The sequence below is a fragment of the Ralstonia sp. 24A2 genome, from assembly GCF_051783885.1.
Classification (GTDB): Bacteria; Pseudomonadota; Gammaproteobacteria; order Burkholderiales; family Burkholderiaceae; genus Ralstonia.
Genome location: NZ_JBPVZD010000002.1, coordinates 179,661 through 203,638 on the forward strand (window position 1 = coordinate 179,661; position 23,978 = coordinate 203,638).

A 23,978-nucleotide genomic window follows, 5' to 3' on the forward strand; every position below is an offset into this window, starting at 1 on the left:
GCGAAGGACGCTACCTAACTTCAGGCGGCGCCGCCTTCCTCTTGGTGGACGACAGGCGTCTCGAAGATCGAAGCGGCTTCTTCTTCGGCAATCGCTGCGGCGCGGTCGCGGTCGGCGGCTTCCTTGGCCTTGCGGGCGCGGTGGTAAGCCAGACCGGTACCAGCCGGGATCAGACGGCCGACGATGACGTTTTCCTTCAGACCACGCAGGTCGTCGACCTTGCCCATGATGGCGGCTTCGGTCAGCACGCGCGTGGTTTCCTGGAACGATGCCGCCGAGATGAAGCTGTCGGTCGACAACGATGCCTTCGTAATACCCAGCAGCAGGTTCTCGTAGGTCGCCGGACGCTTGCCCAGCGCGATCACCTTGTCGTTCTCGTCGAGCAGGTCCGAACGCTCGACCTGTTCACCCGGGATGAAGCGGGTGTCGCCCGTATCGGCGATCTGCACGCGGCGCAGCATCTGACGAACAATCACTTCAATGTGCTTGTCGTTGATCTTCACGCCTTGCAGACGGTACACGTCCTGCACTTCGTCAACGATGTAGGTTGCCAGCTCTTCCACACCCTTCAGACGCAGAATGTCGTGCGGGTCGGCCGGGCCTTCGACGATCATTTCGCCCTTGTTGACCACCTGGCCGTCGTGCACCAGCACCTGCTTTTCCTTGGCGATCAGGAACTCGTGGGCATTGCCGTCGAGGTCCGTAATCACCAGGCGCTGCTTGCCCTTGGTGTCCTTACCGAACGAAGTCGTACCGGTGACTTCCGCCAGCACGGCGGCGTCCTTCGGCGAACGCGCTTCGAACAGTTCGGCCACACGCGGCAGACCACCGGTAATGTCACGCGTCTTCTGCGATTCGGTCGGGATACGTGCCAGCACTTCACCCACGTGCACTTGCTGACCGTCCTTCACGGTGATCAGCGCGCCCACCTGGAAGCCGATGGTCACGGAGTGGTCCGTGCCCGGGATCTTCACTTCAGCGCCCGACGAGTCGAGCAGCTTCACCTGCGGACGGATGCCCTTCGAAGCGGTGGTACGACGCTTCGCATCGATCACCACCAGCGTCGACAGACCGGTCACTTCGTCCATCTGCTTGGCAACGGTCACGCCTTCTTCGACGTTCTCGAACTTGATGGTGCCCGAGTACTCCGAGATGATCGGACGTGTCAGCGGATCCCACGTGGCGAGCTGCGTGCCGGCCTTGATGGACTGGCCATCCTGCACCAGCAGCGTTGCACCGTAGACGATCTTGTGGCGCTCGCGCTCACGGCCGTGGTCGTCGGTGATCAGCGCTTCGCCCGAACGCGAGATGACGATCTGCTCGCCCTTCGCGTTGGTGACGTAACGCATCGTCGCCGTGAAACGCACGATACCGGTTGCCTTCGCTTCCACGCTCGATGCCACTGCCGCACGCGATGCCGCACCACCGATGTGGAACGTACGCATCGTCAGCTGCGTGCCCGGCTCACCGATCGACTGAGCAGCGATCACACCCACCGCTTCACCCGAGTTCACCAGCACACCGCGGCCAAGGTCACGGCCGTAGCACTTGGCGCACAGGCCGTAGCGCGTGTCGCAGGTCAGCGGCGTGCGGACCTTGACTTCGTCCACGCCGATCGAATCGATCAGCTCGACCAGGTCTTCGTCCAGCAGCGTGCCATTTTCGATGGCCGTTTCCTGCGTTTCCGGGTTCACCACATCGCCCACGACCACGCGGCCCAGGATACGGTCGCGCAGGGCTTCGATCACTTCACCGCCTTCCACCAGCGCCTTCATCAGGACGCCGTTGGTGGTGCCGCAATCGTCTTCCACCACGACCAGATCCTGCGTCACGTCAACCAGACGACGGGTCAGGTAACCCGAGTTTGCGGTCTTCAGTGCCGTATCAGCCAGACCCTTACGTGCACCGTGGGTCGAGATGAAGTACTGCAGAACGTTCAGGCCTTCGCGGAAGTTTGCGGTAATCGGCGTTTCAATAATCGAGCCGTCCGGCTTGGCCATCAGGCCACGCATCCCTGCCAGCTGACGGATCTGCGCTGCGGAACCCCGTGCGCCCGAGTCGGCCATCATGTAGATGGAGTTGAACGACTCTTGCTTGACGGTCTTGCCGTTGCGATCGACCACGTCTTCGGTCTGGAGCTGCTCCATCATCGCCTTGCCCACCTGGTCACCAGCGGCGCCCCAGATGTCCACGACGTTGTTGTAACGCTCCTGGTCCGTCACCAGACCCGACATGTACTGCTTGTCGTATTCCTTCACCTTGGCGGCAGCTTCGGAGATGATCTTCTCCTTGGCCGGCGGCACCAGCATGTCGTCGATGGCGATCGAGATACCGGCGCGCGTTGCCAGACGGAAACCCGACTGCAGCAGCTTGTCAGCGAAGATCACCGTCTCGCGCAGACCGCACTTGCGGAACGCCGTGTTGATCAGGCGCGAGATTTCCTTCTTCTTCAGCGGCTTGTTCAGCACCGAGAACGGCAGACCCTTCGGCAGGATCTCCGACAGGATCGCGCGGCCAATCGTGGTCGATTGCAGCGTGATCTTCGGTGCGAAGCGGGCGTCGCCGTCGGCTTCCGGGTTGACCAACTCATACTCGGTAATCCGCACGTTCACGCGCGAAGCCAGTTCGACTTCCTTGTTCTCGTAGGCGCGGATGACTTCCGAGATGTCGGCGAAGGTCATGCCCTCACCCTTGCCGTTGATCTTGTCGCGGGTCGTGTAGTACAGACCCAGCACCACGTCTTGCGACGGCACGATCGACGGTTCGCCGTTGGCCGGGAACAGCACGTTGTTCGACGCCAGCATCAGCGTACGCGCTTCCATCTGCGCTTCAAGCGACAGCGGAACGTGAACAGCCATCTGGTCACCGTCGAAGTCGGCGTTGAACGCCGCGCAGACCAGCGGGTGCAGCTGGATGGCCTTGCCTTCGATCAGCACCGGCTCGAACGCCTGGATACCCAGACGGTGCAGCGTCGGTGCGCGGTTCAGCATCACCGGGTGTTCGCGGATGACATCTTCCAGGATGTCCCATACCACCGGTGTCTGGCTTTCCACTTCCTTCTTCGCCGCCTTGATCGTGGTGGCGATGCCCATCGTTTCCAGCTTGTGGAAGATGAACGGCTTGAACAGCTCGAGCGCCATCAGCTTGGGCAGGCCGCACTGGTGCAGCTTGAGCGTCGGGCCCACCACGATGACCGAACGGCCCGAGTAGTCCACACGCTTGCCCAGCAGGTTCTGACGGAAACGGCCGCCCTTACCCTTGATCATTTCAGCCAGCGACTTCAGCGGACGCTTGTTGGCGCCGGTCATCGCCTTGCCGCGACGGCCGTTGTCCAGCAGCGAATCCACGGCTTCCTGCAGCATGCGCTTTTCGTTGCGCACGATGATCTCCGGCGCCTTCAGCTCGAGCAGACGCTTCAGACGGTTGTTCCGGTTGATCACGCGACGATACAGGTCGTTCAGGTCCGACGTGGCGAAACGACCGCCGTCCAGCGGCACCAGCGGACGCAGTTCGGGCGGCAGCACCGGCAGCACTTCGAGAATCATCCAGTCCGGCTTGATGCCCGAACGTTGGAATGCCTCGAGCACCTTCAGGCGCTTGGCGAACTTCTTGATCTTGGCTTCCGAACCCGTGGCTTGCAGCTCGGCACGGATCGTCTCGATCTGCTTCTCGATGTCGATGTCGCGCAGCAGTTCGCGGATGCCTTCGGCGCCCATCATGGCGACGAACTCGCCCTCGCCGTACTCGTCGCACTTGGCCAGGTAGTCGTCTTCCGACATGATCTGGCTCTTCTTGAGCGCGGTCATGCCCGGCTCAACCACGACGAATGCTTCGAAGTACAGCACGCGCTCGATGTCGCGCAGCGTCATGTCGAGCACCATGCCCAGACGCGACGGCAGCGACTTCAGGAACCAGATGTGCGCGGTCGGCGCAGCCAGTTCAATGTGGCCCATGCGCTCACGGCGCACCTTGGCCAGCGTCACTTCCACGCCGCACTTCTCGCAGATCACACCACGGTGCTTCAGGCGCTTGTACTTGCCGCACAGGCACTCGTAGTCCTTGATCGGGCCGAAGATCTTGGCGCAGAACAGACCGTCACGCTCGGGCTTGAACGTACGGTAGTTGATGGTCTCGGGCTTCTTGACTTCACCGTACGACCACGAACGGATTTTTTCAGGCGACGCGAGGCCAATCTTGATCGCGTCAAACTGCTCTTCTTGCTGTACCTGACGGAATAGGTCGAGCAATGCTTTCATTCCAAACTCCTTGAGTTTGAGGCTGGCACCTTGGGGTTTCCAAAGGCACCGGCCCTAAATCTTCGTCAATGGCTGCTGTTACTGGAGCGTGGCGATGCTGCTGCCACGCCCTCACCGCACTCGCGCTTAGTTGCGCTCGAGGTCGATGTCGATACCCAGCGAGCGGATTTCCTTCACCAGCACGTTGAACGATTCCGGCATGCCGGCATCGATCGAGTGCTCGCCCTTGACGATGTTCTCGTACACCTTGGTCCGGCCGTTCACGTCATCCGACTTCACGGTCAGCATTTCCTGCAGCACGTAGGACGCGCCGTACGCTTCGAGTGCCCACACTTCCATTTCACCGAAACGCTGGCCACCGAACTGGGCCTTACCGCCCAGCGGCTGCTGCGTCACCAGCGAGTACGGACCGGTCGAACGCGCGTGCATCTTGTCGTCGACCAAGTGGTGCAGCTTCAGCATGTGCATCACGCCCAGCGTGACCGGACGCTCGAAGGCTTCACCGGTGCGACCGTCGAACAGCGTGACCTGCTGCTTGGAAGCGGTCAGGCCCTTCTCCTTCGCGATGTCTTCCGGATAGGCGAGGTCCAGCATGCGGCGGATTTCGTCCTCATGCGCACCATCGAACACCGGCGTCGCGAACGGCACGCCCTTCTTCAGGTTCTCGGCCAGTTCCAGCACTTCTGCGTCGGACAGGCTGTCCAGGTCTTCAACCTTGCCGCTTTCGTTGTAGATCTGACCCAGCAGCTTGCGCACTTCGGCGGCCTTGGCTTGCGCCTTGAGCATGTTGCCGATGCGCTCGCCCAGACCGCGCGCGGCCCAGCCCAGGTGGGTTTCGAGAATCTGACCCACGTTCATCCGCGAAGGCACGCCCAGCGGGTTCAGCACGATGTCTGCCGGCGTACCGTCAGCCATGTACGGCATGTCTTCGATCGGGGTGATCTTCGACACAACACCCTTGTTACCGTGACGACCGGCCATCTTGTCGCCAGGCTGCAGGCGACGCTTCACGGCCAGGTACACCTTGACCATCTTGATCACGCCCGGCGGCAGTTCGTCGCCTTGCGTGAGCTTCTTGCGCTTCTCTTCAAACGCGAGGTCGAAGTCGTGGCGCTTCTGCTCGATGGCTTCCTTCACGGCTTCGAGCTGGGTGGCGACGTCGTCATCCGACGGACGGATGTCGAACCAGTGCCACTTGTCGAGGTCGGCCAGGTATTCCTTGGTCAGCGCAGTGCCCTTGGCCAGCTTCTTCGGGCCGCCGTTGGCCACCTTGCCCACCAGCAGACGCTCCAGACGCTGGAAGGCATCGCCTTCCACGATACGCAGCTGGTCGTTCAGGTCCAGGCGGTAGCGCTTCAGTTCTTCGTCGATGATCGACTGGGCGCGCTTGTCGCGCGTCACGCCTTCACGCGTGAAGACCTGCACGTCGATCACGGTACCGCTCATGCCCGACGGCACACGCAGCGAGGTGTCCTTCACGTCGGACGCCTTCTCACCGAAGATCGCACGCAGCAGCTTCTCTTCCGGCGTCAGCTGGGTCTCGCCCTTCGGCGTGACCTTGCCGACCATCACGTCGCCGGCTTCCACTTCTGCGCCGATGTACGTGATGCCCGATTCGTCCAGGCGCGCCAATTGGGCTTCGGCCAGGTTCGAGATGTCGCGCGTGATTTCTTCCGGTCCGAGCTTGGTGTCGCGAGCAACGACCGACAGTTCCTCGATGTGGATCGAGGTGTAGCGGTCTTCCGCAACCACACGCTCCGAGATCAGGATCGAATCCTCGAAGTTGTAGCCGTTCCAGGGCATGAACGCGACCAGCATGTTCTGGCCGAGCGCGAGCTCGCCCATGTCGGTCGAAGCGCCGTCAGCGATCACGTCGCCGCGGGCAACGATATCGCCCACCTTGACCATCGGACGCTGGTTGATGTTCGTGTTCTGGTTCGAACGCGTGTACTTGATCAGGTTGTAGATGTCGACGCCAACTTCACCGGCAACAGCTTCGGCATCGTTCACGCGGATCACCACACGGTTCGCGTCAACGTAGTCGACCACGCCGCCACGGGTGGCCTGCACGGCCGTACCCGAGTCAACCGCCACGGTGCGCTCGACGCCGGTACCCACCAGCGGCTTGTCGGCACGCAGGCAAGGCACAGCCTGACGCTGCATGTTGGCGCCCATCAGTGCACGGTTTGCATCATCGTGCTCGAGGAACGGCACCAGCGATGCTGCGGCCGACACGATCTGCGACGGCGCCACGTCGATGTATTCCACGCGGTCCGGCGTGACCATACGGGTTTCACGCTCGCTGCCTTCACGAGCGGAGACCAGTTCGTCCACCAGGGTGCCGTCCTTGTCCACCGTCGCGTTGGCCTGCGCCACCACGTACTTGCCTTCCTCGATGGCCGACAGGTAGTCGACCTGGTCGGTCAGCTTGCCGTTCTCAACCTTGCGGTACGGCGTTTCCAGGAAGCCGTAGTCGTTCAACTGCGCGTACAGAGCCAGCGAGTTGATCAGACCAATGTTCGGACCTTCCGGCGTTTCGATCGGGCACACGCGGCCGTAGTGGGTCGGGTGCACGTCACGGACTTCAAAGCCCGCGCGCTCGCGCGTCAGACCGCCCGGGCCCAGTGCCGAAATACGACGCTTGTGCGTAACTTCCGACAGCGGGTTGGTCTGGTCCATGAACTGCGACAGCTGCGACGAACCGAAAAACTCGCGAATCGCCGACGAAATCGGCTTCGAGTTGATCAGGTCGTGCGGCATCAGGTTTTCCGTCTCGGCCTGGCCCAGACGTTCCTTCACGGCACGTTCAACGCGCGACAGACCGGCACGGAATTGGTTTTCCGCCAGCTCGCCGACGCAACGCACGCGACGGTTGCCGAGGTGGTCGATATCGTCCACTTCGCCCTTGCCGTTACGCAGGTTCACCAGCAGCTTGATCGTGTCGAGGATGTCGTCATCCGTCAGCACCATCGGGCCCGTACCTTCCGAGCGGTTCAGGCGGCTGTTGACCTTCATGCGGCCCACGCGCGACAGGTCGTACGAGTCTTCGCTGTAGAACAGGCGTTGGAACAGCGCTTCGACGGCGTCTTCGGTCGGCGGCTCGCCAGGACGCATCATGCGGTAGATCGCGATGCGCGCGGCGGTCTGGTCGGCCGTGTCGTCCGTGCGCAGCGTCGACGAGATGTACGGACCTTGGTCCAGATCGTTCGTGTACAGCGTCTGGATTTCCTTCACGTCGGCGTCACGCAGCTTTTCGAGCACGCCTTCGGTCAGTTCGTCGTTGGCGTTGGCCAGGACTTCACCGGTATCCGGATCGACGATGTTCTTCGCCAGCACGCGGCCCAGCAGGTAGTCTTCCGGCACGCTGATCAGCTTGGTGCCAGCCGAGTCCAGGTCGCGGATGTGCTTCGCGTTGATACGCTTGTCCTTCTCGACGACGACCTTGCCGTTCTTGTCGGCAATGTCAAAGCGCGCGACTTCACCGCGCAGGCGCTCGGGCACGAACTCCATCAGTGCGCCTTCGCTCTTGAGCGTGAAGTTGTCGAACACGAAGAAGTGCGCCAGGATTTGTTCCGGCGTCAGACCGATCGACTTCAGCAGAATCGTCACCGGCATTTTGCGGCGGCGGTCAACGCGGAAGTACAGGATGTCCTTCGGGTCGAATTCGAAGTCGAGCCACGAACCGCGGTACGGAATGATCCGTGCCGAGAACAGCAGCTTGCCCGAGCTGTGCGTCTTGCCCTTGTCGTGCTCGAAGAACACGCCAGGCGAGCGGTGCAGCTGGGACACGATCACACGTTCCGTACCGTTGATCACGAACGAACCGGTGGAGGTCATGAGCGGAATTTCGCCCATGTAGACTTCCTGCTCCTTGATTTCCTTGACCTTAGTGGGGTTCTCGCGGTCGTTGATGATCAAGCGCACTTTTGCGCGCAGCGCCGAGTGGAAGGTCAGACCACGCTGCTGACATTCCTTGACGTCAAACGGCGGGTTGGACAGGTGATACGACACGAACTCCATGCGCGCCAGACCATTGTGCGACGCGATGGGGAAGATGGCATTGAATGCAGCCTGCAGGCCTTCGGTCTTGCGTTGCGAGGGGCCTGTCTCGGCTTGCAAGAACTGAGCATACGATTGAATCTGGGTGGCAAGCAGGAAGGGAACCTGATGGACCGTTGCACGCTTCGCGAAACTCTTGCGAATGCGCTTTTTCTCGGTAAAGCTGTACGCCATGGGATCTCCGAATCATCGCAAGTGCATGCGACGGACTTGTGGCGTGAGTCACGCCTGGCACTTGAGGTGTTCAGCGACTGGTGACGGGATTTGGCGGTTGGCCGCTACCAACCTCTGGCTGACGGTACTGCGCGCGCCGCCCGCACATGAACCCATGGAGCCCATGCCACGGACGGGGGAGTACCCGACCAAACTTGCCTTCTGCAGTCGGTTCAGAAGACAAACATCAGCGGACTGCGAACTGCCTAGTGTGCCACTGATGTTTGGCCTCTGCTGGCCTTACCTCGGCCGGCCGCCGGAAAATCCGGCGAAAGAGACTTCAACGATACTTATTGCGTGATTGCGGGATCGCTCAACAACCGGCCCCACAAGCGCAAAAAGGCTGGCGCCGGGAAATTTCCCTTTGCCAGCCTCTATCGCGTACCGAGCACGGCACGCGAGACCTGCACTTACTTGGCTTCGGCTTCCGCGCCGGCTTCCACCAGCTTCTTCACCAGCTCGTCGGCGGTCTTCTTGTCGACGCCTTCCTTCACGGGCTTCGGTGCGCCATCGACCAGGTCCTTGGCTTCCTTCAGGCCCAGGCCGGTGATTTCACGCACGGCCTTGATGACGCCAACCTTGTTCGCGCCGGCGCTCTTCAGCGTCACGGTGAATTCGGTTTGCTCTTCAGCAGCAGCTGCTGCGCCAGCGCCAGCCGGGCCAGCAACGGCGACGGCAGCAGCCGACACGCCAAACTTCTCTTCAAACGCCTTGACCAGGTCGTTCAGTTCCATCACGGACATCGAGCCAACGGCTTCGAGGATGTCGTCTTTGGTGATTGCCATTTGAATAACTCCAGAATGTGATTCGGTATCGATCGTGCGATCTGTGCGAGTTGCCGCGGCCGATTAGGCTGCTGCGCTTTCGCCCTCGCCTTGCTTTGCGGCCAGCGCAGCCAGGGCACGGGCAAAGCCCGACACCGGCGCCTGCATGACGAACAGCAGCTTGCTGAGCAGTTCTTCGCGGCTCGGGATCGAAGCCAGGGCCTTCACGCCATTGGCGTCCAGCACCTTGCCTTCGTACGAACCGGCGCGCAGCACCAGCTTGTCATTGCCCTTGGCGAAATCGTTCAGCACCTTGGCCGGGGCCACTGCGTCTTCGGAAATACCGTAGATCAGCGGGCCGGTCAGTTGCTCAGCGAGTTCGGCAAACGGCGTGCCTTCAACAGCGCGGCGTGCCAGCGTGTTCTTCAGAACGCGCAGGTAGACGCCTTGCTGGCGCGCTTGCGCGCGCAGCTTGGTCAGATCGCCAACCGTGATACCGCGATATTCAGCAACGACGATGGTCGAGGCCTTGGCGACTTGCGCCGTTACCTCGGCCACGACGGCCTTCTTATCTTCGAGATTGAGTGCCACGGTTAAGCTCCAAAACGACGTCGGTTTCCACAAGCATTGCGGTCACCTCGGTCAGTCCAAAAGTACGGCGTCCGATTGGCACAAATCACTTCGGCAATACCAAAGTCACTTATTCCCTTCGGGGGCGCCATCTGCGTTGGCCGTGCGCTCCGTTGCCGGATTACGCAGCGATTAAGGTGTCGGCTCCGAAGAGCCCTTCACCGCCAACGGTCTTTGATAACCAGCGGCATCAGCACGCTTGCACGCGCATCCGCCACTGCCCAAAGTTCTTCCCTCAAACTTCTAGGGGTCGCATAGCCGAAGCTACGCGGGAGAAAACTGCTAACGCCGGGATGGTTATCGGGCCACCCAGCGCTAATGATCGAGAACGATCAGGCAGCCAGCGTCGACTGGTCGACGCGCACGCCAACACCCATCGTCGACGAGACAGCAACCTTACGCAGGTACACGCCCTTGCTCGATGCCGGCTTGGCCTTTGTCAGTGCGTCCAGCAGCGCAGCCAGGTTGCTCTTCAGGGCAGCCGGTTCGAACGAACGGCGGCCGATGGTGGCGTGGATGATACCGGCCTTGTCGACACGGAATTGCACCTGACCCGCCTTGGCGTTTTTCACAGCCGTAGCGACGTCCGGCGTCACGGTGCCGACCTTCGGGTTCGGCATCAGGCCACGCGGGCCCAGGATCTGACCCAGCGTACCGACCACGCGCATCGTGTCCGGCGAAGCGATCACGACGTCGAAGTCCATGTTGCCGGCCTTGATCTGCTCGGCCAGGTCTTCCATGCCGACGATCTCAGCGCCAGCAGCCTTGGCTTGCTCGGCCTTGTCGCCTTGGGCGAACACGGCCACGCGAACCGACTTGCCAGTACCGGCAGGCAGCACCACCGAACCACGGACCACTTGGTCCGACTTCTTTGCATCGATGCCCAGTTGCACGGCCACGTCGATGGACTCATCGAACTTGGCGCTGGCGCATTCCTTAACGAGGCTCAGGGCTTCATCGATCGGGTAGAACTTGGTGCGCTCGACCTTGGCCTTGTTCGCGGCCACGCGCTTCGAAATCTTTGCCATGATTACAGGCCCTCCACCGTGATACCCATCGAACGGGCGCTACCGGCGATCGTACGCACAGCGGCGTCCAGATCAGCTGCGGTCAGGTCCGCGTTCTTTGCCTTGGCGATTTCTTCAGCCTGGGCGCGAGTGATCTTGCCAACCTTGTCGGTATGCGGCTTGGCGGAACCCTTCTGGATACCGGCGGCCTTCTTGATGAGCACGGTCGCCGGCGGCGACTTCATCACGAAGGTGAAGCTCTTGTCGGCGAAGGCGGTGATCACCACCGGCACCGGCAGGCCCGGTTCCATGCCTTGAGTCTGCGCGTTGAACGCCTTGCAGAACTCCATGATGTTCAGACCGCGCTGGCCCAGGGCCGGGCCGACAGGCGGGGACGGATTTGCTTTACCAGCCGGAATTTGCAGCTTGATAAAGCCAATAATTTTCTTGGCCATCTTGACTCCAATCCGGATCGCCCAGCTAAGACAACTGCGGCAATCCTATTGAGTGGTAACGCATCAGCACAAGGCTGACGCTCCTCTGTTGGCACGGGCGGCTTCGCCGCCGTTGCCCGCCAAGTCCAGTGGACCGGGCGACTGGCGCGGCGGCTTACGCCCCCGCACCCAATGCTTCACACCTTCTCGACCTGACCGAACTCGAGTTCGACCGGCGTTGCACGCCCGAAGATCGTCACGGAGACGCGCAGACGCGACTTCTCGTAATTCACTTCCTCGACGTTGCCGTTGAAGTCGGTGAACGGGCCTTCTTTCACGCGCACCATCTCGCCCACCTCGAACAGCGTCTTGGGACGCGGCTTTTCGACGCCTTCCTGGATCTGCGCCATGATCTTGTCGACTTCACCCTTGGAGATCGGCGAGGGCCGATTGCCCGTACCACCGATGAATCCCGTCACCTTGGCCGTGTTCTTGACCAAGTGCCAGGTCTCGTCGGTCATCTCCATTTCGACAAAGACATAGCCCGGGAAAAGGCGGCGCTCGGTCACAGTCTTACGACCGCTCTTGCTCTCCATCACCTCTTCCGACGGCACCAGAATTTGGCCGAACAGATGTTGCAGACCTTCGCGCTCAATGCGCTCCTGCAGCGCGCGTTGCACGCTCTTTTCCATGCCTGAGTAGGCATGCACGACATACCAGCGCTTCTTCGAGGCCGGTGCGGACGAATCCGTGGACGTGTCGTTCGCTACGTTATCCGTCATGGCTTCACCCGATTATTTCCAGCCCAACACGAGCGAGAAGATCACCCACTCGATGAGCTTGTCCGCAGACCACAGGAACAAGGCCATGATCACCACGAAGGCAAACACCAGACCGGTCATCTGCCCAGCTTCCTTGCGAGTCGGCCAAACGACCTTGCGAACTTCGCGGTACGACTCGCGGGCAAATTCGATAAAGCTCTGCCCAGGCGCGGACACCAATGCGACACCAGCGCCCAACACCAGCCCGCCAATCAGCGAGGCAGCTCGGACGTAACTTGGCTGCTGTGCCAGCAGATAAAAACCGATCACCCCGGCGACCACAAGCAGGAACGCCACGCCCAGCAGCCACTTGCCGCTGGCGGTGTTAACGGTTTCGACGTTCGGATTGGCCATGTTTCCCAAACGAGACAAGCCGCGTGGCGCGCAATCGCGCTACGCGGCTGATGAATTGGCAGGGGCAGAGGGAATCGAACCCCCAACCTTCGGTTTTGGAGACCGACGCTCTGCCAGTTGAGCTATACCCCTAAAACAGCATTGGGGTTGCCATTCGGTCAACCCCACTCTGGCACTTCACGTGCGGCCGGTTGGCAGCCGCACGGAAGAGTTACAGCACTTACTTGATGATCTTGGCGACGACGCCAGCACCCACGGTACGGCCACCTTCGCGGATAGCGAAGCGCAGGCCTTCTTCCATGGCGATCGGGGCGATCAGCTTGACGGTGATCGACACGTTGTCACCCGGCATGACCATTTCCTTGCCTTCCGGCAGAGCGATCGAGCCAGTCACGTCCGTCGTACGGAAGTAGAACTGCGGGCGGTAGTTGTTGAAGAACGGGGTGTGACGACCACCTTCGTCCTTCGACAAGATGTAGACCTCGCCCGTGAATTCCGTGTGCGGCTTGATCGAACCCGGCTTGGCCAGCACTTGACCACGCTGAACGTCTTCACGCTTCGTGCCGCGCAGCAGAATACCGACGTTGTCGCCTGCCTGACCTTGGTCGAGCAGCTTGCGGAACATTTCCACGCCCGTGCAGGTCGTCTTGTCGATCTTCGGCTTGTCGCCGTCCATCGCGATACCGACGATTTCGATTTCTTCGCCGACCTTGATGATGCCGCGCTCGATACGGCCGGTCACCACGGTGCCGCGACCCGAGATCGAGAACACGTCTTCCACCGGCATCAGGAACGTACCGTCAACAGCGCGCTCCGGCGTCGGGATGTAGGTATCCAGTGCGTCGGCCAGGTTCATGATGGCCACTTCGCCCAGCTCGCCCTTGTCGCCTTCCAGCGCCAGCTTGGCCGAACCCTTGATGATCGGGGTGTCGTCGCCCGGGAACTCGTACTTCGACAGAAGTTCGCGCACTTCCATCTCGACCAGTTCCAGCAGCTCAGCGTCGTCCACCATGTCGCACTTGTTCAGGAAGACGATGATGTACGGCACGCCCACTTGGCGGGCCAGCAGGATGTGCTCACGCGTTTGCGGCATCGGGCCGTCAGCGGCCGAGCACACCAGGATGGCGCCGTCCATCTGGGCGGCACCGGTGATCATGTTCTTGACGTAGTCGGCGTGGCCCGGGCAGTCAACGTGCGCGTAGTGACGGTTAGCCGTCTCGTACTCGATGTGCGCGGTGTTGATCGTGATGCCGCGTGCCTTTTCTTCCGGCGCTGCGTCGATTTCGTCGTACTTCTTGGCGGTACCACCGAACTTGCTCGACAGCACGGTTGCGATCGCTGCGGTCAGCGTCGTCTTGCCGTGGTCAACGTGACCAATCGTCCCAACGTTCACGTGCGGCTTGGTCCGCTCGAACTTTTCCTTTGCCATGACGCGACTCCTGTCTCGGTAGCGATTTGGGTTGGTGGATGCGTGGTGCCCATGGGCAGGATCGAACTGCCGACCTCTCCCTTACCAAGGGAGTGCTCTACCACTGAGCCACATGGGCAAAACTTGCTGCTTAACAGTGAGTGGAGCGGGTGAAGGGAATCGAACCCTCGTCGTAAGCTTGGAAGGCTTCTGCTCTACCATTGAGCTACACCCGCCCGGGTTACTTCTTCCCTTGCCATTCGGCCCTGGCTAAGGACCGAACTCACTGCTTAATTCTGGTGGAGAGGGCTGGATTCGAACCAGCGTAGGCGTAAGCCAACAGATTTACAGTCTGCCCCCTTTAGCCACTCGGGCACCTCTCCGAAGAGAACTTGCGATTATGGGACCATCGAGGCACCTTGTCAAGCGGCGCTTGATGAAATCGCATAACGAAACTTGCATATGCTCTCACCCTTAGGCATCCCAAATCTGAAGCGCCCACCATCGCACTACCGCAGGGAACCCGGCGACTCGAGAAGAGCGCTCGGGCCAAGGCACGGCTACAAATGGCTTTACAGCCACGGTCTAGGCCCCTGCATGCTGCACAACCCGAGTTACGACTTCAACGACGAGCTGCTGCCGTTGGGGGCGACGTACTGGGTGAGGCTGGTGGAGCGGTTCCTGGCGGTGTAGCTGGGCGGATCTGGTGCGCAAGCGCAAGAAGCCACCCGTTGGGTGGCTTTTCTTTTGGGCTGTTGCGGCAGGGAGGCAGCGGTGGTGCTGCGTTTGGGAGGCGTAAAAGCAAACACCCCAGCTCGGGTTGAGCTGGGGTGTTTTATGGGAGAGCCTGGCGATGACCTACTTTCACACGGGAATCCGCACTATCATCGGCGCGGAGTCGTTTCACGGTCCTGTTCGGGATGGGAAGGGGTGGTACCGACTCGCTATGGTCACCAGGCTATGACTTGTCGCGTCGCTGACTCAGTGGTCAACGCCGCCAATATGGGAATGTAGTTCAGGTTGTGTTTGTGTATCAGGCACAAGGCAGACTCAGCCGGAAACATACCGGTTATAGGATCAAGCCGCACGGGCAATTAGTACTGGTTAGCTGAACGCATTACTGCGCTTCCACACCCAGCCTATCAACGTCCTGGTCTCGAACGACCCTTCAGGGAGATCAAGTCTCCAGGGAATCCTCATCTTCAGGCAAGTTTCCCGCTTAGATGCTTTCAGCGGTTATCTCTTCCGTACATAGCTACCCTGCGATGCCTCTGGCGAGACAACAGGTACACCAGCGGTACGTCCACTCCGGTCCTCTCGTACTAGGAGCAGCCCCCGTCAAGATTCCAACGCCCACGGCAGATAGGGACCAAACTGTCTCACGACGTTTTAAACCCAGCTCACGTACCTCTTTAAATGGCGAACAGCCATACCCTTGGGACCGGCTACAGCCCCAGGATGAGATGAGCCGACATCGAGGTGCCAAACACCGCCGTCGATATGAACTCTTGGGCGGTATCAGCCTGTTATCCCCAGAGTACCTTTTATCCGTTGAGCGATGGCCCTTCCATACAGAACCACCGGATCACTATGTCCTGCTTTCGCACCTGCTCGACTTGTCGGTCTCGCAGTTAAGCACGCTTTTGCCATTGCACTTTAGGTACGATGTCCGACCGTACCAAGCGTACCTTCGAACTCCTCCGTTACACTTTGGGAGGAGACCGCCCCAGTCAAACTGCCTACCATGCACTGTCCCCGACCCGGATTCACGGGCCAAGGTTAGAACCTCAAACAAACCAGGGTGGTATTTCAAGGTCGGCTCCACCGAAACTAGCGTCCCGGTTTCAAAGCCTCCCACCTATCCTACACAGATCGGTTCAAAGTCCAATGCAAAGCTACAGTAAAGGTTCATGGGGTCTTTCCGTCTAGCCGCGGGGAGATTGCATCATCACAAACACTTCAACTTCGCTGAGTCTCGGGAGGAGACAGTGTGGCCATCGTTACGCCATTCGTGCAGGTCGGAACTTACCCGACAAGGAATTTCGCTACCTTAGGACCGTTATAGTTACGGCCGCCGTTTACCGGGACTTCAATCAAGAGCTTGCACCCCATCATTTAATCTTCCGGCACCGGGCAGGCGTCACACCCTATACGTCCACTTTCGTGTTTGCAGAGTGCTGTGTTTTTATTAAACAGTCGCAGCCACCATTTTATTGCAACCCCTTCGTCCTTCTGGCGCGAGCCAGTCAAACTACAAGGGCGTACCTTATCCCGAAGTTACGGTACCAATTTGCCGAGTTCCTTCTCCCGAGTTCTCTCAAGCGCCTTAGAATACTCATCTCGCCCACCTGTGTCGGTTTGCGGTACGGTCTCGTATGACTGAAGCTTAGAGGCTTTTCTTGGAACCACTTCCAATTGCTTCGCGACCTAAAGTCGCTCGCCCCACACCCTTGAATCACGCACCCGGATTTGCCTAAGTGCCATCTCCAATGCAGGGACCGGGACATCCAACACCCGGACAACCTTCCGCGATCCGTCCCCCCATCGCATCATACGACGGTGCAGGAATATTAACCTGCTTCCCATCAGCTACGCATCTCTGCCTCGCCTTAGGGGCCGACTCACCCTACGCCGATGAACGTTGCGTAGGAAACCTTGGGCTTACGGCGAGGGGGCCTTTCACCCCCTTTATCGCTACTCATGTCAGCATTCGCACTTCTGATACCTCCAGCATCCTTTACAAGACACCTTCACAGGCTTACAGAACGCTCTCCTACCATGCACTTACGTGCATCCGCAGCTTCGGTATATTGCTTAGCCCCGTTACATCTTCCGCGCAGGACGACTCGATCAGTGAGCTATTACGCTTTCTTTAAAGGGTGGCTGCTTCTAAGCCAACCTCCTGACTGTTTTAGCCTTCCCACTTCGTTTCCCACTTAGCAATATTTAGGGACCTTAGCTGGCGGTCTGGGTTGTTTCCCTCTTGACACCGGACGTTAGCACCCGATGTCTGTCTCCCGTGATTGCACTCTTCGGTATTCGGAGTTTGCTATGGCGGGGTAATCAGCAATAGACCCCCCAACCATGACAGTGCTCTACCCCCGAAGGTGAGACACGAGGCACTACCTAAATAGTTTTCGGAGAGAACCAGCTATTTCCAAGTTTGTTTAGCCTTTCACCCCTATCCACAGCTCATCCCCTAACTTTTCAACGTTAGTGGGTTCGGTCCTCCAGTACGTGTTACCGCACCTTCAACCTGGCCATGGATAGATCACTTGGTTTCGGGTCTACACCCAGCGACTGAACGCCCTATTCGGACTCGCTTTCGCTACGCCTTCCCTAATCGGTTAAGCTTGCCACTGAATGTAAGTCGCTGACCCATTATACAAAAGGTACGCCGTCACCCGTTTCCAGGCTCCGACTGTTTGTATGCATGCGGTTTCAGGATCTATTTCACTCCCCTCCCGGGGTTCTTTTCGCCTTTCCCTCACGGTACTGGTTCACTATCGGTCGATTACGAGTATTTAGCCTTGGAGGATGGTCCCCCCATCTTCAGACAGGATTTCACGTGTCCCGCCCTACTTGTCGTACACCTAGTTCCACAATACTGTTTTCGCGTACGGGGCTATCACCCGCTATGGCCGGACTTTCCATTCCGTTCCGCTAACAATACTGCTAAAGAGTACAAGGCTGATCCCATTTCGCTCGCCACTACTTTGGGAATCTCGGTTGATTTCTGTTCCTGCAGCTACTTAGATGTTTCAGTTCGCTGCGTTCGCTTCTGTTACCTATGTATTCAGTAACAGATGACCCATTCGGGCCGGGTTTCCCCATTCGGACATCTGCGGATCAAAGCTTGTTTGCCAGCTCCCCGCAGCTTTTCGCAGGCTACTACGTCCTTCATCGCCTGTAATCGCCAAGGCATCCACCACATGCACTTATTCGCTTGACCCTATAACGAGTATGTCTCGTTACAGGCTGAGTTCTCGCGTTGTGCCGTATTCCAAGACAATCTTTCGATTGCTCTGGTAATACTGGTTGATACAATCACAACCCAGTGTCGCGTTACTACCGAGCATCTCATCAATGCTCCGCGACACCTTTACTACATTCCATATTGTTAAAGAACAGCCGAACTTTTACGCTCGTCTTGGCTAGGCCAAACGCAAACACCATCGACATCACTTCGTCGATGCTTGCGTTTGGTAACCAAAAGGTTTTGGTGGAGGATGACGGGATCGAACCGACGACCCCCTGCTTGCAAAGCAGGTGCTCTCCCAGCTGAGCTAATCCCCCAGTCACGGCAGAGAACTTCTTCCACCGTCCGTAACTTGGTGGGTCTGGTAGGACTTGAACCTACGACCCCCGCCTTATCAAGACGGTGCTCTAACCACCTGAGCTACAGACCCTTGGCTGTAACATCAAACAAACCGATAAGTGTGGACGCCTAACGTCGGATGCACGCTCTTAAAGGAGGTGATCCAGCCGCACCTTCCGATACGGCTACCTTGTTACGACTTCACCCCAGTCATGAACCCTGCCGTGGTAATCGCCCTCCTTACGGTTAGGCTAACTACTTCTGGCAAAACCCACTCCCATGGTGTGACGGGCGGTGTGTACAAGACCCGGGAACGTATTCACCGCGGCATGCTGATCCGCGATTACTAGCGATTCCAGCTTCACGTAGTCGAGTTGCAGACTACGATCCGGACTACGATGCATTTTCTGGGATTAGCTCCACCTCGCGGCTTGGCAACCCTCTGTATGCACCATTGTATGACGTGTGAAGCCCTACCCATAAGGGCCATGAGGACTTGACGTCATCCCCACCTTCCTCCGGTTTGTCACCGGCAGTCTCTCTAGAGTGCCCTTTCGTAGCAACTAGAGACAAGGGTTGCGCTCGTTGCGGGACTTAACCCAACATCTCACGACACGAGCTGACGACAGCCATGCAGCACCTGTGTCCACTTTCTCTTTCGAGCACCTAATGCATCTCTGCTTCGTTAGTGGCATGTCAAGGGTAGGTAAGGTTTTTCGCGTTGCATCGAATTAATCCACATCATCCACCGCTTGTGCGGGTCCCCGTCAATTCCTTTGAGTTTTAATCTTGCGACCGTACTCCCCAGGCGGTCAACTTCACGCGTTAGCTACGTTACTAAGGAAATGAATCCCCAACAACTAGTTGACATCGTTTAGGGCGTGGACTACCAGGGTATCTAATCCTGTTTGCTCCCCACGCTTTCGTGCATGAGCGTCAGTGTTATCCCAGGGGGCTGCCTTCGCCATCGGTATTCCTCCACATCTCTACGCATTTCACTGCTACACGTGGAATTCTACCCCCCTCTGACACACTCTAGCCGTGCAGTCACCAATGCAATTCCCAGGTTAAGCCCGGGGATTTCACATCGGTCTTGCACAACCGCCTGCGCACGCTTTACGCCCAGTAATTCCGATTAACGCTTGGACCCTACGTATTACCGCGGCTGCTGGCACGTAGTTAGCCGGTCCTTATTCTTCCGGTACCGTCATCCACACCTAGTATTATTAAGTGCGATTTCTTTCCGGACAAAAGTGCTTTACAACCCGAAGGCCTTCTTCACACACGCGGCATTGCTGGATCAGGGTTGCCCCCATTGTCCAAAATTCCCCACTGCTGCCTCCCGTAGGAGTCTGGGCCGTGTCTCAGTCCCAGTGTGGCTGATCGTCCTCTCAGACCAGCTACTGATCGTCGCCTTGGTGGGCCTTTACCCCACCAACTAGCTAATCAGACATCGGCCGCTCCTATAGCATGAGGCCTTGCGGTCCCCCACTTTCACCCTCAGGTCGTATGCGGTATTAGCTAATCTTTCGACTAGTTATCCCCCACTACAGGGCACGTTCCGATGTATTACTCACCCGTTCGCCACTCGCCATCAATCTAGCAAGCTAGATCATGCTGCCGTTCGACTTGCATGTGTAAGGCATGCCGCCAGCGTTCAATCTGAGCCAGGATCAAACTCTTCAGTTCAATCTGCTGTTTTCGCTCTTTACGAGCGGTCGCTCACTCTCAGAATCTGACTTGAACTTTCGTTCAAACCTTACTTCTGTGCGAGCACTTCATTACTTGTAAGCTAGCGAATTTGCATTCGCCGCACCCAGTATTAAGCGCCCACACTTATCGGCTGTTTGCTTGTTAAAGAACTTCGCGATCAACTTTGTTCACCGCGTCGCTGCGTTTGCTGCAGCAGAGAAACGAGATTATGCAGAGCTTTTTCGTCGCTGTCAACAACTTGCTGAAGAATTTTTATCATCAACGCGCTGCTAACTCCCTACCGCGACACCCACCCGATCATCACTACCAATCGGCCGGAAACCCGCACCACCTCTACTTCTCCACCGCCCCAACACCACCACCGTCGCTTTCGTTTCGGCGCTGTGTCGTGCAGCGAGGGGCGAACTATAGGCAGGTTTTTCGAACTGCGCAAGCCCTTTCTTTTTGTGGGGTCTTTCCGCACTTTTTTAGAGGCTAGACCACCGAGTGATCGCGTATCCAGCGCAGCTGCAAAGCTGCATGCTTTCGGGCGACGCGGGCGCGCTTGTGAAACGCGCTCACGATGGAGGCTGGTGGCGCACTCTTTACTACCCCGGCCGCATGCTCCAAAGAGATATCCGCGTCATGCACCTCGCCCAGGGCGTCCTGCAGCTTACGCAGATGTGCGTGGCAGCGTTTGGGGGCTTGCACGCCGAGCGCCAGGTAGAACGCCTCATATAGATAGCGCCATTGCTTCGCGGTGATTCGAGCCCGATGCAAGCGCGCGGGCGACGCACGCTTCGGACCGCGCCCCCGGTCGATGAGCCTCTTTCTGAGCGCCCGAGCCTGAGCATGGGCGAAGTCTGCGTACGGGCCCGCCTCAGCCTCCAGCCGGAAAGGAGCGACGGCCTTTTCCAGATCAGCGAGCGTGTTCAGCACATCAGGTGATGCCAACTCCGCTCGCAGCAATCGCCACGATCGGTTGCGGGCCGCCTTGGCCTTGGTAATCGCCGCGGTAAGCCATGCGTGCCCGGCTTCATCCTCCTCAGCCAGCGACTGCTGAGCAGCCGGAAGCCAATCCAATAGAAGAACATCCCACTCGCGCACGGGACCCGTGGATGCCGCCAGCGCCCGCAGACGCGGCTTCCATTCGGCGGCGAATGCTTCAGGCAAGACGGAGGCGAACGTTACCCAGGCCGAACGCAGCCGGCGCAGGGTGACACGGAATTGGTGGAGATCCTCGTCGCTAGGCCTGGGCGCCGCCAGTTTGACCAGGGCGTCGCGCAAAGCTGCGACGTGTTCGACGACGATGCCCGCGAAGATCGAAAGGATTGCCGCTTGTGAGTGCTCGCTCACGACGCCCCGCAAGGTGACTGCCATGTGGATGGCATTGGGCACACAAGGTGCGCGCCCTGTCATTTCACTGTAGTCGACGGGGACAAGACTGGGCGATACGTCAGATCAAGAGCGCACGAGACACTCAGGATTGCCCGGCCTCGCTGGCGACGACAACATCAACTTCCGCCGCGCGGAAGACTTCAGCCATCGGCTCGGGCACCGGCACGTCGGTGAAGAACTTGTCGATCTGCGAGATGTGACCGAGACGCACCACGGCGCGGCGGCCGAACTTGGAATGGTCGGCGGCGAGCCAGACCTCGCGCGACTGTTCGATGATGGCCTGGGCGACGCGGACCTCGCGGTAGTCGTAGTCGAGCAGCGTGCCGTCTTCGTCGATGCTGGAGACGCCGATGATGCCGATGTCGACCCGGAACTGCTTCATGAAGTCGATCGTGGCCTCGCCGACGATGCCGCGATCGCGGTTGCGCACCAGGCCGCCGGCGACGATGACTTCCGCATCCGGGCTGCCCGAGAGGATGGAAGCGACGTTCAGGTTGTTGGTGATGACACGCAAACCCTTGCGGCCGACCAGTGCCTTGGAGATCTCTTCAGTCGTCGTCCCAATGTTGATGATGAGCGAGCGGCCGGGCTCGACATGGCGGGCGACGGCTTCGGCAATGCTGCGCTTGGCGTCGATATGCAGTACCTGGCGCTGGTCGTAGTCGATGTTCTCGACCGACGAGGGCAAGCCGACGCCGCCGTGGTAGCGCGCGAGCAGGCGCTCGTCTTCAAGCTGGCGGATGTCGCGGCGGATGGTCTGGGTGGTGACGCCCAGTACACGGGCAAGCGCGTCGACGGAGGCATCGCCATGCTGGCGGACGTATTCAAGGATCTGGCGGTGGCGGGGAAGCATCAATGCGTCAAATGAACACAAACGAACATATATGAGCGAATTAGGCGATTCCCTATGTTGCTTTATTTTCGCCTTTCACTACACTATCCGCGAACGCGTCACTATTCGCAAGAATTCGCAAGCATTGGCGCGCAAATCAACAGATTCCAACCCATGCAACTCTCTGACGCTTCGCATCTGGACTGTGATCTGCTGGTGGTCGGAGGCGGCATCAACGGCGTGGGTATCGCGCGTGACGCTGTGGGCCGTGGCCTGTCGGTGGTCTTGTGTGAAAAGGACGACTTGGCCCAGCACACCTCTTCGGCCTCGACCAAGCTGATCCACGGCGGGCTGCGTTACCTCGAATATTACGAATTCAGCCTCGTGCGCAAGGCGCTGCAGGAGCGCGAGGTGCTGCTGCGCATGGCGCCGCACATCATGTGGCCGCTGCGCTTCGTGATGCCGCACGATGCGGCGCAGCGCCCGGCGTGGATGATCCGCGCGGGCCTCTTCTTATATGACCACTTGGCGCGCCGGCGTTTTCTGCCGGGCTCGAAGTCGATCAAGCTGGCGCAGCATCCGTCGGGCAAGCCGCTCAAGCCGGGTTACACGCGCGGCTTCGTCTATTCCGACGGCTGGGTCGATGACGCCCGCCTAGTGGTGCTCAACGCCCGCGACGCGGCCGACCGCGGCGCGCAGATTCTCACCCGCACGCGCTGCCTGAACGCCGAGCGCCGCGCCGATGGCTGGCATGCCTCGTTGGCGGGCCCGGACGGCATCCGCTCGGTACGCGCCAAGGCCATCGTCAACGCGGCCGGACCGTGGGCAGCAGATTTTGCACGCTCGGCGCACGCGCTGCCGAGCACGCGCGGCCTGCGCCTGATCAAGGGCAGCCACATCGTCGTGCGGCGGATGTTCGACCACCCGTTCGCTTATATCTTCCAGAACCCGGACGGGCGGATCGTCTTTGCGATCCCGTACCAGAACGATTTCACGCTGATCGGCACGACCGACCTGGAATACAAGGGCTCGGTCGATCAGGTGGCCATCGACGCTGGCGAGATTCAATACCTGTGCGAAATGGCGAGCCGCTATTTCACGCAGCAGCTCACGCCAGCCGACGTGGTGTGGACGTACTCGGGGGTGCGCCCGCTGCTGGATGACAGCGCCGCCAACGCCTCGGCCATCACGCGCGACTATCTGGTCGAGTGCGAGACCGGCGCCGACGGCAACAGCGCACCGCTCATCAACGTCTGGGGCGGCAAGATCACGACCTACCGCAAGCTGGCCGAGGAAGCGCTGGACCAACTGGCGCCGCATCTGCCCGCAGCCGGCAAGCCGTCGTGGACGGCGACTGCATCGCTGCCGGGCGGCGATCTGGAAGCGCCAGGCCAGCTCGTTGCCGAATACACCTTCGACGATTTTGTGACGCGCCTGCAAAAACGTTTGCCTTGGCTGCCGACCTCGCTGGCCACGCGCTATGCGCACCAGTACGGCACGCGCGTGAACACGCTGCTGGCCGGCGCCGCACGTCTGGAAGACCTGGGCACAGAGGTGACGCCTGGTCTGTATGAAGCGGAAATCCGCTACCTGACCGAACACGAATGGGCCCGCACGGCACAGGACATCCTGTGGCGACGGACCAAGCTGGGGCTGCACGCCAGCGATGCCGACCGCGGCCGCCTGGAAGGCTGGCTGATGCGGCATCTGCCGGAGAACGAAGCCGCACCAGTCGCAGAACGCGCCCCCTGAGGCAGGCGACACCGCAGTAACGGGGCCGGGGGGCCCGCAC

The 23,978-nt window shown here is 59.6% G+C and carries 12 protein-coding genes, 6 tRNA genes and 3 rRNA genes; 1 reads left to right on the forward strand and 20 read right to left on the reverse strand.

What is annotated here, in order from left to right:
* Positions 1 to 20: 20 nt before the first annotated feature.
* The 20 genes from rpoC to ACS13N_RS05760 all read right to left on the reverse strand — a co-directional run bounded on the left by rpoC (position 21) and on the right by ACS13N_RS05760 (position 22,207).
* The gene (rpoC, locus tag ACS13N_RS05665; protein WP_438930758.1) at positions 21 to 4,256 is read right to left on the reverse strand and encodes a DNA-directed RNA polymerase subunit beta'; all 4,236 of its coding nucleotides are present in this window, start codon (positions 4,254 to 4,256) and stop codon (positions 21 to 23) included.
* Between the two features lie 126 nt (positions 4,257 to 4,382).
* Positions 4,383 to 8,489 carry a DNA-directed RNA polymerase subunit beta gene (gene rpoB, locus ACS13N_RS05670; protein ID WP_438930759.1) on the reverse strand — a complete coding sequence of 1,369 codons (4,107 nt, stop codon included), beginning with the start codon at positions 8,487 to 8,489 and terminating at the stop codon, positions 4,383 to 4,385.
* Positions 8,490 to 8,938: 449 nt separating this feature from the next.
* A complete protein-coding gene (gene rplL / locus ACS13N_RS05675) occupies positions 8,939 to 9,313 on the reverse strand; it encodes a 50S ribosomal protein L7/L12 (protein WP_021197600.1) in 375 nt (124 codons plus the stop codon).
* Between the two features lie 63 nt (positions 9,314 to 9,376).
* Positions 9,377 to 9,883, reverse strand: coding sequence for a 50S ribosomal protein L10 (rplJ, locus tag ACS13N_RS05680; protein ID WP_021197601.1), 507 nt, complete (start codon positions 9,881 to 9,883; stop codon positions 9,377 to 9,379).
* Positions 9,884 to 10,254: 371 nt separating this feature from the next.
* Positions 10,255 to 10,950, reverse strand: coding sequence for a 50S ribosomal protein L1 (gene rplA / locus ACS13N_RS05685; protein ID WP_021197602.1), 696 nt, complete (start codon positions 10,948 to 10,950; stop codon positions 10,255 to 10,257).
* A gap of 2 nt (positions 10,951 to 10,952) precedes the next feature.
* The gene (rplK, locus tag ACS13N_RS05690) at positions 10,953 to 11,384 is read right to left on the reverse strand and encodes a 50S ribosomal protein L11 (RefSeq protein ID WP_004634453.1); all 432 of its coding nucleotides are present in this window, start codon (positions 11,382 to 11,384) and stop codon (positions 10,953 to 10,955) included.
* Positions 11,385 to 11,560: 176 nt separating this feature from the next.
* Complete coding sequence (nusG, locus tag ACS13N_RS05695; protein WP_199032108.1) at positions 11,561 to 12,145, reverse strand: transcription termination/antitermination protein NusG; 585 nt, start codon at positions 12,143 to 12,145, stop codon at positions 11,561 to 11,563.
* A 12-nt stretch (positions 12,146 to 12,157) separates the two neighbouring features.
* Positions 12,158 to 12,538 carry a preprotein translocase subunit SecE gene (gene secE, locus ACS13N_RS05700; RefSeq protein WP_438930760.1) on the reverse strand — a complete coding sequence of 127 codons (381 nt, stop codon included), beginning with the start codon at positions 12,536 to 12,538 and terminating at the stop codon, positions 12,158 to 12,160.
* 56 nt (positions 12,539 to 12,594) lie between these two features.
* A tRNA-Trp gene (locus ACS13N_RS05705) sits at positions 12,595 to 12,670 on the reverse strand.
* Positions 12,671 to 12,758: 88 nt separating this feature from the next.
* Positions 12,759 to 13,967 carry an elongation factor Tu gene (gene tuf, locus ACS13N_RS05710; protein WP_039601006.1) on the reverse strand — a complete coding sequence of 403 codons (1,209 nt, stop codon included), beginning with the start codon at positions 13,965 to 13,967 and terminating at the stop codon, positions 12,759 to 12,761.
* Positions 13,968 to 14,010: 43 nt separating this feature from the next.
* Positions 14,011 to 14,085 (reverse strand) — tRNA-Thr (locus ACS13N_RS05715).
* Between the two features lie 23 nt (positions 14,086 to 14,108).
* Positions 14,109 to 14,182: transfer RNA gene (locus ACS13N_RS05720), tRNA-Gly, on the reverse strand.
* Between the two features lie 61 nt (positions 14,183 to 14,243).
* A tRNA-Tyr gene (locus tag ACS13N_RS05725) sits at positions 14,244 to 14,329 on the reverse strand.
* Positions 14,330 to 14,791: 462 nt separating this feature from the next.
* Positions 14,792 to 14,904 (reverse strand): 5S ribosomal RNA (gene rrf / locus ACS13N_RS05730).
* A 115-nt stretch (positions 14,905 to 15,019) separates the two neighbouring features.
* Positions 15,020 to 17,898 (reverse strand): 23S ribosomal RNA (locus tag ACS13N_RS05735).
* 268 nt (positions 17,899 to 18,166) lie between these two features.
* Positions 18,167 to 18,242, reverse strand: a tRNA-Ala gene (locus tag ACS13N_RS05740).
* Between the two features lie 36 nt (positions 18,243 to 18,278).
* Positions 18,279 to 18,355: transfer RNA gene (locus ACS13N_RS05745), tRNA-Ile, on the reverse strand.
* A 60-nt stretch (positions 18,356 to 18,415) separates the two neighbouring features.
* Positions 18,416 to 19,953 (reverse strand): 16S ribosomal RNA (locus tag ACS13N_RS05750).
* The 16S, 23S and 5S rRNA genes sit together here with 5 tRNA genes alongside, the layout of an rRNA operon.
* Before the next feature lie 498 nt (positions 19,954 to 20,451).
* Entirely contained in the window at positions 20,452 to 21,312 is an 861-nt protein-coding gene (locus tag ACS13N_RS05755; protein WP_438932797.1) for a CHAD domain-containing protein, read from the reverse strand.
* Positions 21,313 to 21,436: 124 nt separating this feature from the next.
* The gene (locus ACS13N_RS05760) at positions 21,437 to 22,207 is read right to left on the reverse strand and encodes a DeoR/GlpR family DNA-binding transcription regulator (RefSeq protein WP_438930761.1); all 771 of its coding nucleotides are present in this window, start codon (positions 22,205 to 22,207) and stop codon (positions 21,437 to 21,439) included.
* Between the two features lie 153 nt (positions 22,208 to 22,360).
* On the opposite strand from ACS13N_RS05760, the gene glpD reads away from it, so the two are divergent.
* Positions 22,361 to 23,938 carry a glycerol-3-phosphate dehydrogenase gene (gene glpD, locus ACS13N_RS05765; protein ID WP_438930762.1) on the forward strand — a complete coding sequence of 526 codons (1,578 nt, stop codon included), beginning with the start codon at positions 22,361 to 22,363 and terminating at the stop codon, positions 23,936 to 23,938.
* The last annotated feature ends 40 nt before the right edge of the window (positions 23,939 to 23,978 follow it).